The 13895-nt window shown below is 60.8% G+C and carries 14 protein-coding genes; 3 read left to right on the top strand and 11 right to left on the bottom strand.

What is annotated here, in order from left to right; translation table 11 throughout:
• Positions 1-28 precede the first annotated feature (28 nt).
• Positions 29-283, bottom strand: coding sequence for a hypothetical protein (locus AC07YV_RS14815; protein WP_494990322.1), 255 nt, complete (start codon positions 281-283; stop codon positions 29-31).
• 209 nt (positions 284-492) lie between these two features.
• On the opposite strand from AC07YV_RS14815, the gene yegS reads away from it, so the two are divergent.
• Positions 493-1410 carry a lipid kinase YegS gene (gene yegS, locus AC07YV_RS14810; RefSeq protein ID WP_102700824.1) on the top strand — a complete coding sequence of 306 codons (918 nt, stop codon included), beginning with the start codon at positions 493-495 and terminating at the stop codon, positions 1408-1410.
• Here the strand turns inward: yegS and AC07YV_RS14805 are convergent.
• From AC07YV_RS14805 to AC07YV_RS14795, 3 genes are all read right to left on the bottom strand, one after another.
• Positions 1394-2053: a response regulator gene (locus AC07YV_RS14805; protein ID WP_102700825.1), complete on the bottom strand. Its 660-nt coding sequence runs from the start codon at positions 2051-2053 to the stop codon at positions 1394-1396. The two genes, yegS and AC07YV_RS14805, sit on opposite strands and share 17 nt — an antisense overlap.
• On the bottom strand, positions 2050-2943 hold the full coding sequence (locus AC07YV_RS14800; RefSeq protein WP_102700826.1) for a sensor histidine kinase: 894 nt from the start codon (positions 2941-2943) through the stop codon (positions 2050-2052). Before AC07YV_RS14800 ends, AC07YV_RS14805 begins: the two co-directional genes overlap by 4 nt.
• A 474-nt stretch (positions 2944-3417) precedes the next feature.
• On the bottom strand, positions 3418-3888 hold the full coding sequence (locus tag AC07YV_RS14795) for a hypothetical protein (RefSeq protein WP_102700827.1): 471 nt from the start codon (positions 3886-3888) through the stop codon (positions 3418-3420).
• A 461-nt stretch (positions 3889-4349) separates the two neighbouring features.
• Between AC07YV_RS14795 and AC07YV_RS14790 the strand changes: the two genes are divergently transcribed.
• Both AC07YV_RS14790 and AC07YV_RS14785 read left to right on the top strand, forming a co-directional pair.
• Positions 4350-5285, top strand: a complete 936-nt coding sequence (locus AC07YV_RS14790) for a chemotaxis protein CheV (RefSeq protein WP_007973464.1) — start codon at positions 4350-4352, stop codon at positions 5283-5285.
• A gap of 191 nt (positions 5286-5476) precedes the next feature.
• Positions 5477-6283, top strand: a complete 807-nt coding sequence (locus AC07YV_RS14785) for an MOSC domain-containing protein (RefSeq protein WP_102700828.1) — start codon at positions 5477-5479, stop codon at positions 6281-6283.
• Positions 6284-6367: 84 nt separating this feature from the next.
• On the opposite strand, the gene ppnP is transcribed toward AC07YV_RS14785, so the two are convergent.
• The 7 genes from ppnP to AC07YV_RS14750 form a co-directional block, all read right to left on the bottom strand.
• Positions 6368-6652, bottom strand: a complete 285-nt coding sequence (ppnP, locus tag AC07YV_RS14780) for a pyrimidine/purine nucleoside phosphorylase (RefSeq protein ID WP_007940055.1) — start codon at positions 6650-6652, stop codon at positions 6368-6370.
• Between the two features lie 69 nt (positions 6653-6721).
• Positions 6722-7264, bottom strand: coding sequence for a 3'-5' exonuclease (locus AC07YV_RS14775; protein ID WP_102700829.1), 543 nt, complete (start codon positions 7262-7264; stop codon positions 6722-6724).
• 70 nt (positions 7265-7334) lie between these two features.
• Positions 7335-9296, bottom strand: a complete 1962-nt coding sequence (locus tag AC07YV_RS14770; RefSeq protein ID WP_102700830.1) for an acetyl/propionyl/methylcrotonyl-CoA carboxylase subunit alpha — start codon at positions 9294-9296, stop codon at positions 7335-7337.
• Positions 9297-9420: 124 nt separating this feature from the next.
• On the bottom strand, positions 9421-10218 hold the full coding sequence (locus tag AC07YV_RS14765) for an enoyl-CoA hydratase/isomerase family protein (RefSeq protein ID WP_102700831.1): 798 nt from the start codon (positions 10216-10218) through the stop codon (positions 9421-9423).
• A complete protein-coding gene (gene atuD, locus AC07YV_RS14760) occupies positions 10215-11372 on the bottom strand; it encodes a citronellyl-CoA dehydrogenase (protein WP_008020379.1) in 1158 nt (385 codons plus the stop codon). The genes AC07YV_RS14765 and atuD overlap by 4 nt, the downstream gene beginning before the upstream one ends.
• Before the next feature lie 24 nt (positions 11373-11396).
• Positions 11397-13013, bottom strand: a complete 1617-nt coding sequence (gene atuC, locus AC07YV_RS14755; protein WP_102700832.1) for a geranyl-CoA carboxylase subunit beta — start codon at positions 13011-13013, stop codon at positions 11397-11399.
• Positions 13014-13016: 3 nt separating this feature from the next.
• Entirely contained in the window at positions 13017-13886 is an 870-nt protein-coding gene (locus tag AC07YV_RS14750) for an SDR family oxidoreductase (protein WP_007973449.1), read from the bottom strand.
• Positions 13887-13895: the final 9 nt, after the last annotated feature.

Here is a 13895-nt window from a genome sequence, read left to right as displayed (position 1 = left end):
TTGAACCGGGTTTCTGGTTAATGGTCCTTCAATGTGCCAGGAGCAATGAAATGACCTGCTCGAAACGGCTATTGGCGATCCAGCCAAGGAGACCGAGGAGCACGACCGTTCCGCAGGCGGAGTAGGCAAGCCTGTGCTTGATGGATTTGACGTCACCGCGGATGTCGTCCAGGTCCCTGCGTATGTGCTTGAGGTGTGTTTCCAGCTCGGTGACGCGAGGTTCCATATCATTTTCTCCCGTGGCTTTGGTGCTGGCCGGTGATCCCGGGTTTTGGCCTTGCATGGCACGTCCCTGTGGTGTCCTGCTCAAGCCCCAAAAGTCTATCAATTCGGATTTCCGGTCAATTGAGCAGATTCCTCACGTTCTGTAGGAAAAGTCCTGCCGTAGGGGATCAAGTTGCCTGACTGGAAATAATTGGTTTTTTGGCGACCTTTAACGGCGCCTGCGCGGTCCACATCTCCCAGATGCCATCCAAACCGGGGAGTGAAGTTATGAGCGATCGCAAGGCACTGTTGATTCTGCATGGCAAACAGGCACTCAACGAGGCGGTTCGTGCCGCCGTCGAAAGCCGGCGTGAACAAGGTTGGGAGCTGGCTGTTCGATTGACCTGGGAAGCCGGCGATGCGCAGAGACTGGTAGGCGAAGCGTTGGCGGCCGGTTATCGACACATCATTGCCGGTGGCGGCGATGGCACCTTGCGGGATATCGCCGAGGCCATGGCGGAGCACTCGAAAAAAGCCAGCCTGGTACTGATGCCGCTGGGAACCGCCAACGACTTTGCGCGTGCGGCGGGCGTGCCCCTGGAGCCTGATCAGGCGCTGGCGTTGCTGGATGCGGTGCCGACTGCCATTGATCTGGGGGAGGTCGACGGGCAGGTATTCCTGAACATGGCGACCGGTGGGTTTGGCAGTCATGTCACGGCGAACACCTCGGAGGAGTTGAAGAAAATCCTTGGCGGTGCTGCGTACCTGTTCACCGGCCTGTCACGCTTCAATGAGCTGCATACCGCCTACGGTGAATTGCAGGGACCGGATTTCCACTGGAGCGGCGATCTGCTGGCGCTGGGCATCGGCAATGGCCGGCAGGCCGGTGGCGGGCGGGAATTGTGCCCACAGGCCCTGGTCGATGATGGTTTGCTGGACATCAGTATCCTGCCGGCACCGCAGGAGGTGGTCGGTACCTTGAAAAACCTGCTGACCGAAGGTTTTGGCATCGACAACATGTTTGTCCGGGTGCGCCTGCCCTGGATCGAGATCAAGGTCTCGGAAGGGCTCTGCATCAACCTCGATGGTGAGCCGCTGGTCGGGGACAACCTGCGTTTCTCGGTCCGCCCGGCGGCGTTGCTCGTGCATTTGCCTGAAGATTCGCCGCTGCTACGGGCCAGTGAAGTGCCTAGTCATCAAGGCTGATGATTTGTTCACGCACGGCGAACAGCACCAGGCCGGCCACATCGTAGATCTGCAACCGCTTCATGATCTGCGAGCGGTGGGTTTCGACGGTCTTGACGCTCAACCCGAGGCCGTTGGCGATCTCTCGGGTGGATTTGCCACGAACGATCAACCGCAGGATTTCCAGCTGGCGTGCCGTCAGGTTGTGCGAGTCGGCAGGTTCGGGCTGGTGCTTCTGATTTCGGCTCAGGGCCTGGGTGATCACCGTGTGGGCAATGGCCGGGCTCAGATAGCGCTCGTTGTTGCGCAAGGCGTCCAGCGCGTGCTCGAGTTCGGTCGCCGTGGTGTCCTTGAGCAGGTAGCCGTGGGCTCCGGACTCCAGGGCCTGCATGATGAGGGCCGGGTCGGTGTGCATCGACAGGATCAGGACCTTGCTTTGCGGGCGCACCCGCTTGAGCTGTTGCAAGGCTTCGAGGCCACCGGTCTGGCGCATCGAAATATCCAGCAGGACAATATCCGGGGACAGATGCCCGACCATTTCGAGCAACTGCGAGCCGTCATTGGCCTCACCGATGACGGCGTAGCCGGGCAGGTCCATTACCAGGGCGCGCACGCCAGCCCTGATCAGCGAGTGGTCATCCACCAGTAGTAAGTTACAAGTCAATGCATAACCTTATTCGAACTGGCCCGTTCGAGCGCACGGGGCGCCCAGGGAAATAGAGCTTCGATTTGAGTGCCTTTGCCCGGCTCGCTGGTAACGGTCAACGTGCCGCCCAGTTGATCGATCCGTTCCGACATCCCGGCCATGCCGCGTTGCCCTTCGCGACCTGGGTCCGTTGCGGGGGCGAAGCCCTGACCATCATCGCTGATCTGCAACCTCAGGCCTTGGGGCAGGCGCTGCAGGCATACCAGCAGGTTCTTGGCCTGCGCATGTCGCAGGATGTTGGTGACCGCTTCCTGGGTAATGCGAAACGCCGCCACGGCCATTTCCTCCGGGATGCCGGTCAGGCGCTGCTGGCATTCCAGGCTCCAGTGCACCGGGGTGTTGGCCAGGGTCTTGAGCAGGTGTGCCCGCAGACTGGCTTCCAGCCCGAGGCTGGTCAACTGCCGGGGATTGAGAATGGCGGATACGTCACGAACTTTGGCCAGGGTTTCTTCCAGCGTGTCGCAGAGGACCGTGCATTGTCCCTGGAGCTCTTCGGGTATCCGGCGCTTGAGCCAGTCACTTTGCAATTTTGCGGCGGTCAGCAATTGACCGATGTCGTCATGCAGTTCACGGCTCAGTCGGTGACGCTCGTTTTCCTGGACCTGCAACAACCGGTCGGCCAGTTCCTGGGGCTGGAATTTGATCGATTTACGCGAGAGGCAGTACTGCACGGCAACACTGGTCAGCGCCGCAATGTTGAGCACCAGCAATGACAGGGGCAGCGCAATGGACAAGCCATGGACCAGCAAACTGCCGAGGGTCGAACAGGCGCATAGCAGCAGCGTGAATGTCCGAGCATTTTCCCGGGAGGGTGGCCACTTGGCGATTGACTTGAGGCTGGCGTACATAGCGGATGGAGCCAATGGATGTTCGCTGCGGGCTGACCGGTCATGCTGGCTGACAGGCCCCTGTTTTTTATGTGGAGCGCCGACGAGTTCAGCTGCGAACTGCAGCGAGCTGTGTCCGGCTGCGATCACGCAGCCATTAATTGGCGTCAACTAACAGGCGGCATAGTAGCACTTAAGATACCGTTGGTCGCGTCCGTATGCATGTCCGAAAAGTCAGGAATCCAGTCGTTTCGGCAATGCTTCCATAATGGAGCTAGTTGCTTGTTGCCATCGCAAAATGCCGTAGCCCCGAGGTTTTGCTGTTTATACCAGGCAATACCTGATCAAGACTGGCACGCCAGTGTCGATAGGCAATAGTGGTTGTTTTAAAGATGTCGTTTATAGCTATGAAATATTCATTTGCGACATAGGCGCACTCAAGTAACAGTGCGGTACTGAAAACCAAACCACGCCATACGGCATAGTTGGATTAGTTCAAGCCTGTCGTTCCGAATAGGGCACGAGGGTGAACGGCCTGGAATTGACCGGTGGCTGAAACCGGCTTTGCCCGACCTGAAAGGCAAAGGCTTCGATAAGGGTGACCTGCTCGCTGTCGTCGAGGCTGAGCTGCCCGGTGGTCTGGTCGATGAGTTCGAGTTGCCAGGCAATCAGGGTCAGACAGTCTTTCAGGGCGCTCAGCGCCTCGTCGTGCAGGCTCATGGTGTTCTGTGCGTGGTTCAGCAAACCATGAATATGCAGAGAAAATTCAGACACGGCCGCCAACGCCAGGGCATCGGCCTTGTTGGCCAGCTTGAGCAGCGTGCTGAGCATGCAGTCGATGGCGTCCTTGTCATTGCTGATCAACTGCAGATGGCTCAGGCATTCCTCGGTTTTAGCCAGGAGTGTTTCAGCCTCGACGAGAAACTCCGGGAGCCGCTGGGCCCACTCTTTACGGTCGTTCGGCATACTTATCTCCACAACGTCATGTCAAATGAGGGGATATCGTGTGTGTCGACGAGGGCGGTCGGAACCCCGGCATTGCCGAGTCGTCGGGTGAACGAACAGCGGCTGGCCCGGAGGCAGGCTGGGGAACACGAGAGGGTGGTTGGCCACTGACTTGCGATCGCACACAAAAGCCTGACTCCGTTCATGCAATGAGAATGGCGTCACATTAATGGCTATTGGATATTGCGAATATCAGGTTGCACCTGATTGTTGATAGGGGAATCCCTTACGCAGCGGAACCTTTCGCAAGAATCGGGGTCGCGGCGCAGAAGTGCAGCAGATGTAATCACAGCGCCAGTAAAGCATGATGTTAATGTGACATCAATGCCCCTGCGTGGCATTTTAGAGAGGGTCAAGCTTCGGCAGAAACAGCCGATAACCTTCTCTAAGTGAATTCATCCGAACAAGACCAGGAGTCATTGATGGCCGGCATTCTCGACACGGTAGACCAACGCACGCAACTGGTGGGTGAGAATCGCCTGGAAATTCTCATGTTCCGGCTCGCCGGACGGCAACTGTTCGCGATCAACGTCTTTAAAGTGCAGGAAGTCCTGCAGCTGCCAAAGTTGACGCTGATGCCGCAGCGCCATCCTTTTGTCTGCGGCGTGGTCAACCTGCGCGGCCAGACCCTGCCGGTGATCGACCTGTCCCAGGCCATTGGCATGCGCCCGCTGGTGCCGGGGCCTGGCAGCACGATTATCGTCACCGAATACAACCGTTCGGTTCAGGCCTTCCTGGTCGGTGGCGTGGACCGGATCGTCAACATGAACTGGGAAGCCATCCTGCCGCCCCCGAGCAGCGCCGGCCGCCAGCACTACCTGACGGCTATCAGCAAGGTCGATGATCAACTGGTGGAAATCATCGACGTCGAAAAGGTCCTGGCCGAAATCGTCCCGTACAACGCCAAGGTCTCCCGTGACAAACTCGAAGATCCGGTACTGGAACGCGCCCGTGGCCGTGAGGTGCTGCTGGTGGATGACTCGAACGTGGCCCTGGCGCAATTGCGCGATACCCTGGGACAGCTGGGCGTGAAGATGCACATCGCCAGCGACGGGTTGAAGGCCTTGAACATGCTCAAGGCCTGGGCCGACACCGGCGTGGACATGACCGAAAAACTGCTGATGGTCTTCACCGATGCGGAAATGCCGGAAATGGATGGCTATCGCCTGACGACTGAAATTCGCAACGACCCGCGCCTGCGCGGCTTGTACGTGGTGCTGCACACCTCTTTGTCCGGCAGCTTCAACGATTCGATGGTGAAAAAGGTCGGCTGCGACAATTTCCTCTCCAAATTCCAGCCGGACAAACTCGTCGACGTGGTACGCCAGCGCCTGATGCTTGACGAAGTACCGGCCTGAATAAAACTGCGGACAACCTGTGGGAGCGAGCCTGCTCGCGAAGGCGGTGTGACAGTTGGCATAGTTTTCGACTGACGCTCACACTTCGCGAGCAGGTTCGCTCCCACAGGGGGTGTAGTGTTTGATCGTCACTCTTTGATTCAGTTATCAAGCTCGTATAGTGTGGCGTTTTGCCTGACAGGGAGCTGGCCATGTTGCGTCTGAGCGCGTTGTATCGTTATCCGTTGAAGTCCGCCAGGGGCGAGACGCTGCAACAGATCGGTCTCGATAAACTCGGTCTGGACGGCGATCGCCGCTGGATGCTGGTGGATGAAACCAGTGGTCGTTTCCTGACCCAGCGTGCGGTGGCGCAGATGAGCCAGTTGTCGGCGCTGTGGAATGCCGAAGGCGGCTTGACCCTCAGTGCGCCTGGTCATTCGCCGATCGAGGTAGCCTTGCCCGGTCGTGATGCAGAACTGCGTGGCGTGACGATCTGGCGCGATACCTTGCGGGTCCCCGATGCAGGCGATGAAGCCGGAGCCTGGGTCAGCGAATTTATTGGTAAACCGACACGTCTGGTGCAAGTGCCGCTTGATCGGGCGCGGATGACGGAGGCGGGCTACGGCAAGGATGACGACCAAGTGGCGTTCGCCGACGGCTATCCGCTGTTGCTGATTGGCCAGGCCTCCCTCGAGGACTTGTCGAAACGGGTCGGGCGTCCGTTGGAGATGCTGCGTTTCCGGCCCAACCTGGTGATCGAAGGGAGTGAAGCCTTCGCCGAGGACGGCTGGAAGCGTATCCGCATCGGCGATGTCGAGTTCCGCGTGGTCAAGTCCTGCTCACGCTGCATCCTGACCACCATCGACCCGCAAACCGGCGAGCGCAGCGACGACCGCGAACCCCTGGCAACCCTGCAGAAATACCGTTCGCAGGCAGACGGCGCGATGTTTGGCCAGAACCTGGTCAACGACGGCAACGGTCGACTTGAAGTCGGTATGCCGGTGGAGATCCTCGAATAATTTTGCGCAGAGCAAAAAAATGCCCGTGTCGAAAACACGGGCATTTTTATTGCGCTGACCTTTATGTCGGTAAAGCCTGCGGGTTTAGCCGCGGTATTCACACAGGTAAGCGGTGTCGACGGCCACTTTCAACTGGAACTTGCTGTTGGCCGGCACGTTGAACTGGCTGCCGGCGGCGAAGGTTTCCCAGTCGCTGCTGTCTGGCAGTTTGACGGTCAATGCGCCGCTGACCACGTGCATGATTTCACGCTGGCTGGTGCCGAATTCGTATTCGCCCGGAGCCATGACGCCGATGGTCGCTGGACCTTCTGCGGTGCCAAAGGCGATCGACTTGACGGTGCCGTCGAAGTACTCGTTGACTTTAAACATGGGCGATTCCTCGAAAAGGGCTAAAAAGGGCCGGCCAGTATGCACAAGGCCCTGAGTGTCGTCACCTGTCTAAAGCGGAAGAACCAGTGGCAGCAGGCGTGCGGTATTGCGCGCATCTTCCAGCGCCCGGTGTTGCTGGCCGGTGAACTGCAGGCCGGCCAGTTGCAGGGCGCCGTTGAGCCCCAGCGGGCGTTCCAGGCGTCGGGCCTTGGCAAAGCGCTGTTTGAGGTTCATGTGGGGCACGTTGGCCAGCACACTGGCGAGTCCCATTTGCTGCCAATCCTGAAGCAGTTGCTTGCGATCGTAGTCGCCCCAACTGGCCCAGCCTTCAAGTCGCGTGTGGTGGTGGCCGAGCCAGCGTTCGAACGCCGGCCAGACTTCGCCCAGCGGTTGCGCGGCATCGATGTTGGCTTGGGTGATGTGCGTCAGCTCGCGGCAAAACGGCGTCAGCAACGGCCGCCGCAAGGGGCGGACGAAGCGCTGGAACTGGTCCAGTTCACGTCCCTTGCGGTCCACCAGGGTGGCACCGATTTCAATGATTTCCATATCCGTTACGGGCCATCCACCCTCATCGGTGGTGGCCTCCAGATCAATGACCAGCCAGTGAGGCATTGCAGGGTTCCTGGTATCCGCGTCCTGTAGGGTTTGAGCGTAGCCAAACCCGGCGGTTCCGCCTAGCGCCTTATTCGACCTCCAACAGTATCTGCCGGTTTTTCACCTGATCCCCGACTTTGACTTGCAAGCGTTTCAGCACACCATCGATGCCTGATTTCAAGGGGTGCTCCATTTTCATCGCTTCCAGTACCACCAGCAGCTGGCCCTTGGTGACCGGGCTGCCTTCATTGACCAGGACGTCGACAATCGCACCGTCCATCGGGGCCTTGAGGGTGCCGGAACTGACACTGGCCCGGCTGGAAAACTGCGCCTGAGTGCGATCGGCAAACTGCAAGTTGCCCGGTCGGCTGAACAGCCAGAGTTGCCCTGCCTCCAGGCGATAGGCGTGGCGCTGGCGGATGCCATCGATTTCGAGGGTGGCCCGGCGCCCGTCGCAGTGGAGGACCTTCAGCTCGAGGCAGCGATCGCCGACCTGAATGCGCAATGGTTCACCCGGGATTGCCTGCAACGTCACCACCCAGTCCTGATCCTCAAGGCCGATGCGATAGTGCAGGGGAACGCTGGCATTGTTGCGCCAACCGCCCAGCGGGGCGGGATGAGCCTGTGCCGACGCCTGGTAGAAGAGGGCGGTTGCGATGGCCAGGTGTTGCGCGCCCGGAGCATGGGACTGCAGGCAGGCATGGTCGGCAAAGTGCTGGGCGATGAACCCGGTACTGAAGTCACCGTTGGCGAACTGCGGGTGCTCCAGCAGGCTTTCGAGCAAACGCTGATTGCTTTGCACCCCCAGCAGCACGCTGTCTTGTACCGCTCGCAGCAATTTGCGCCGGGCGTCCTCGCGGGTGGCGCCGTGGGCGATGAGCTTGCCGAGCATCGGGTCGTAGAAGGGACTGATGAGCTGACCTTCGATCAGGCCGTGGTCGATCCGCACGCCGTCCTGCAATCCCGGTTCCCAGGCCACGACGCGACCGGTTTGCGGCAGGAAACCCTGGGCCGGATCTTCGGCATACAGGCGCACTTCCATGGCATGGCCCGTGAGTTGCACCTGCTCCTGGCGCAAGGGCAGCGGTTGCCCTTCGGCGATGTTGAGTTGCCAGGCCACCAGGTCCAGCCCGGTGATCAATTCGGTCACCGGGTGCTCGACTTGCAGTCGGGTGTTCATTTCCAGGAAATAGAACTGCCCGCGGGCATCCAGCAGAAACTCCACGGTGCCCGCGCCGACGTACTGCACCGCCCGGCCGGCCTTGAGCGCTGCTTCGCCCATGGCTTGGCGCAGTTCAGGGGTCATCACCGGGCAGGGGGCTTCCTCGATGACTTTCTGATGCCGGCGCTGCACCGAACAATCGCGCTCGCCGAGGTAAATCAGGTTGCCATGCCGGTCACCGAACAGCTGAATCTCGACATGACGGGGTTCGATCAGTGCCTGTTCGAGAATCAGTTCGCCGCTGCCAAATCCGTTCAGGGCTTCGGAGCGCGCCGTGCGAATCTGTTCCAGCAGGTTGCCGGCTTCGTGCACCAGGCGCATGCCGCGTCCACCGCCGCCAGCGCTGGCCTTGATCATCAACGGATAGCCAATGCGCTCGGCTTCGCGGCTCAGGGTCTCGTCGTCCTGCCCGTCACCTTGATAACCGTCGATGCAGGGCACCCCGGCTTCGATCATGGCGATCTTCGACAGGCGCTTGCTGCCCATCAGTTCGATGGCCTCGGGGCTGGGGCCGATGAAGGTGATGCCGGCATCCTGGCACGCGCGGGCAAACCCGGCGTTTTCCGAGAGGAAACCGTAGCCCGGATGGATCGCATCCGCGCCCGTACGCCGGGCGGCGTCGAGAATGGCCGGGATGTTCAAATAAGACTGTTGCACCGCGGCCGGACCGATGTTGACCGCCTCGTCGGCCATCTGCACGTGCAAGGCATCGGCGTCGGCGTCGCTGAACACGGCAACCGTGCGATAGCCCAGCGCCTGGGCCGTGCGCTGGATGCGGCAGGCGATTTCACCGCGGTTGGCGATGAGGATTTTTTTCAGTCCGGGCATGGGGGGCGTCTCTCAAATTGTGCGGTGAAAGTGCTGGCCTCTTCGCGAGCGGGCTCGCTCCCACAGGGGAATGCATTTCAAATGTGGGAGCGAGCCTGCTCCGGGCGGCGTTCCGACGAAGCTTTTAAATGGCCCAACCCGGTTTGCGTTTTTGTACGAAGGCCATCGTTCCCTCGACGCCTTCTGCCCCGGTCACCGCTTCGCTGAACCATTCGGCAGCCTGATCAAGCAACTCATCCGACGGCTGACCAGCACTCGCCAGCAGGAGTTTCTTGGTCGCCGCATTCGCCCCCGGCGCACAACACAAGACATGGGCCAACACCTCATCGAGACGCTCGGCCAGGGCCTGTGGATCATGCTCGACAAAATGCACCAGCCCCATGCGCCGTGCCTGGTGGCCATCAAAACGGGCCGCGGTCAGGGCCAGGCGCCGGGCTTGGGTCAAACCAATGCGCTGGACCACGAACGGTGCGATCTGCGCGGGCAACAGGCCGAGGCTGGTTTCCGGCAGGCCGAATTGCGCCTGGTGATCAGCCAGGGCGATATCGCTGACGCAGGCCAGGCCGAGACCTCCGCCGAGTACCGCGCCTTGCAGCACCGTAATCACCACTTGCGGTGCGTGTTGCACCTCTTGCAGCAGTGCGCCGAACACCCGGTTCAGGTCCCGGTGCGCAGTTGGGCCCTGAGCGCGGGCGTTGGCCATGTCCTTGATGTCGCCGCCCGCACAGAAGTGCCCGCCGACGCCACCGATCACCAGCGCGCGAACCCCTGGTTTATCGCGTACCGCCGCCAGCACCGAGCGCAACTCGGTGACCATCTGCAAACTCATCGCATTGCGGCATTCCGGGCGGTTGAGGGTGACGTGCAATACGCCGTTGTGCAGTTCCAGCAGCAAGGTCTGGCAAACCGGCAGGTTGTTCATTTCTTTTTCCCCGGCAGGATGCCCATCAGTTTGCAGATGATCCCCAGCATGATTTCGTCGGCGCCGCCGCCAATCGACACCAGCCGCACATCGCGGTAGGCGCGGGCCACCGGGTTGTCCCACATGAAGCCCATGCCACCCCAATATTGCAGGCAGCTGTCGCTGACTTCGCGGCCCAGCCGCCCGGCCTTGAGCTTGGCCATCGAGGCCAGGCGCGTGACGTCCTGGCCTTTGACGTATTGCTCGGTGGCCTGATAGACCAGCGCCCGCAGGCATTCGATCTCGGTTTGCAGCTCAGCGAGACGGAAGTGGATGACCTGATTGTCGATCAGCGCATTGCCGAAGGTTTTGCGCTCCTTGCAGTATTCGATGGTGCTGTCGACGCAATATTCCAGGCCCTTGATCATGTTGGCCGCGCCGAACAGGCGCTCTTCCTGGAACTGCAGCATCTGCATCATGAACCCCGCGCCTTCATGGCCGATGCGATTGCGTTGCGGCACGCGCACGTTGTCGAAAAACACCTGTGCGGTTTCCGAACTGCGCATGCCGAGCTTGTCCAGGTGCGAACTCAAACTGATGCCCGGCGTATTCATCGGCACCATGATCAGCGACTTGTTGATGTGCGGCTTGTCGTCCGACGTATTGGCCAGCAGGCAGATGAAATCAGCGCTCGGCGAGTTGGTGATCCACATCTTGCTGCCGTTGATCACGTAATCGTCGCCGTCCTTGCGCGCAGTGGTTTTCAACCCGGCGACGTCGGAACCGGCACCGACTTCGGAAACACCGATGCAGCCGACCTGCTCGCCGCTGATGGCCGGGCGCAGGAATTCCTCGCGCAGCTCATCGGAGCCGAAACGGGCCAGTGCCGGCGTGCACATGTCGGTCTGCACGCCGATGGACATCGGGATGCCGCCGCAATGAATGGTGCCGAATTCTTCGGCAGCGACGATCGAATAGCTGTAGTCGAGCCCCATGCCGCCGAATTTTTCCGGTTTGGATATCCCCAGCAAGCCGAGATCACCGGCCTTGCGGAAGATCTCGTGGATGGGGAAGCGCCCGGCCTTTTCCCATTCCTCGACGTGCGGGTTGATCTCGTGCTCGACGAATTGGCGCACGGTGCGGCGCAGTGCTTCGTGTTCCTGGGTGAAGATCATTTTTATTGTTCTCCTTGAGCCGGCCTAGAGCCGGGCTACGCCAAAACTGTTGGTTTGCAATGGCCGCACCTGGGCCTCGAGACAAATGTCCAGCAAGTAACCGAGCAAGGTCCGGGTATCGCGCGGGTCGATCAAACCGTCGTCCCACAGATTGGCGCTGCCGTAGAGCGCCGTGGACTGGCTGTCGAGTTTCTGCGCGGTGACCTGTTCGAGCATGTCGAGCATTTTCGGATCGGGCACCAGGCCGTCCTTGGCCTGTTTCGCCTCGGTGACGATGCGCAGCACCTTGCCCGCTTGCGCGCCGCCCATCACGGCGGTGCGGCTGTTGGGCCAGGCGAAGATGAAGCGCGGGTCGAGGCCGCGTCCGCACATTGCATAGTTGCCGGCACCGTAGGAGCCGCCGACGACTATGGTCAGCTTCGGCACCCGGGCGTTGGCCACCGCTTGAATCATCTTCGCGCCGTGTTTGATCACGCCCTGCTGTTCGGATTCGGTGCCGACCATGAACCCGGTGGTGTTGTGGAAAAACAGCAACGGCGTCTGGCTCTGGTCGCACAGCTGAATGAATTGCGCAGCCTTGCTCGCGCCCTTGGGCGTGATCGGGCCGTTGTTGCCGATGAAGCCACAGGCGCGTCCCTGAATTTTCAGGTGACCGCAGACGGTCTGCTGATCGAACTCGCCCTTGAACTCAAGAAAGTTCGAAGCGTCGGCAATCCTGGCGATGATTTCGCGTACGTCGTAGGGTTTTTTCGGGTCATCCGGAATCAGGCCGAGCAGTTCGTCGATAGGGTACAGCGGCTCCTCCCAGCGTCGATCGGGGAGTGGGGGCAGCTGCTCGTTCCACGGCAGCAGGCTGACAATCTCGCGTACCTGACGCACACCGTCGGCATCGTTTTCAGCCAGGTATTCGGCGGTGCCGGCGATTTGTGCGTGCATCTCGGCGCCGCCCAGTTCTTCATCGGTCGCGACTTCGCCGGTGGCAGCCTTGAGCAGGGGCGGCCCGGCGAGAAACAGTTTGGCCTTGCCGCGCACCACCACCACGTAGTCCGACAAACCCGGCTGATAGGCGCCTCCCGCCGTGGCCGAGCCGTGCACCACAGTCACCTGCGGCAAACCCATGGCCGACATCCGCGCCTGATTGGCAAAGCTGCGCGCGCCTTCGACGAAAATCTCCGCCGCGTAATTGAGGTTGGCGCCGCCGCTTTCGGCGAGGGTGATCACCGGCAGTTTGTTTTCCATGGCGATCTGTTGCAGGCGCAGGGATTTCTTCAAACCGGTGGGGGAGATGGTCCCGCCCCTGATCGCGCTGTTGTTCGCCACCACCAGCACACGCACGCCAGACACATAGCCGATGCCGGCGATCAGGCCGCCACCGGCGCAGCTGCCGTCCTTGTCGTCGTGCAGCTTGTAGCCGGCCAGGCTCGCCAGTTCGAGAAACGGCGCGCCGGGATCGAGCAGCAGATTGAGGCGCTCGCGGGGCAATAACTGACCGCGTTTTTCAAACCTGGGTTTGGCTTCGGCGGCCTTGCCCAGCAGGTTCTGTTCGAGCACGCGGACTTGTTCGATAGCGCTCAGCATCGCCTTGCGGTTCTGGGCGAACGGCTCGCTGTGGGGATCGAGTTGCGACTGAATCACCGGCATGGGTTATTCCTTGTCCTTCAACACGTCGGGTATGTAGGCGCGGTGGAAACCGTTGTACGACTCGCTGTTGGTCGCCTTGTGGATCGGCCAGGCGCGCCCGCCGAGGCTGGCGGCGCCGTCGATGCGCAGGGTGCTGCCGCTGACGAACGCCGCTGCCGGGCTGAGCAGGAAAACGATCGCCGCGCTGACTTCCGATTCGGTGCCGATGCGCTTGAGCGGTACGTGTTCGCGCAGGGTCGGGATCACGGCCTTGAAGGCGCCTTCGTAGGTGTCCATGCCGCTGGAGGCAACCCAGCCCGGCGCCACGGCATTGACCCGCACGCCGGCATGACCCCATTCGTACGCGGCGGTCTTGGTCAGGTTGTCCATGCCCGAACGTGCCGCGCCGGAGTGGCCCATGCCGGGCATGCCGCCCCACATGTCGGCGAGCATGTTGACGATGGCGCCGCCGTGCTGGCTCATGGACTGGTTGAACACTTCCCGGGCCATCAGGAAACCGCCCACCAGATTGGTGCGCATCACGGTTTCGAAACCCTTCTGATTGATCGAGGCCAAGGGCGACGGGTACTGCCCGCCGGCATTGTTGACCAGGCCATGGATCGGACCATGTTTGCGAATGAGCTCACTGACCAGATGCGTCACCGCTTCTTCCTCGCGGATATCGCAAACGGCCCAGTCGGCTTTGCCGCCGTCTTCGGCGATTTCCGCAGCAACGGTTTTGAGCTTGTCGGCCTTGCGCCCGACCAGCAGCACATGGGCGCCGAGGGCCGCCAGTTCGTGGGCGGTGCAGCGGCCGATGCCGCTGCCGCCACCGGTGACGATGATGTTTTGGCCGGCAAACAAATCGGCTTTGAAAATCGAATCGTAGGCCATGGCGACAAT

The sequence above is a fragment of the Pseudomonas sp. GW456-E7 genome, assembly GCF_059424105.1.
This window is presented reverse-complemented; position numbering and strand designations above follow the sequence as displayed.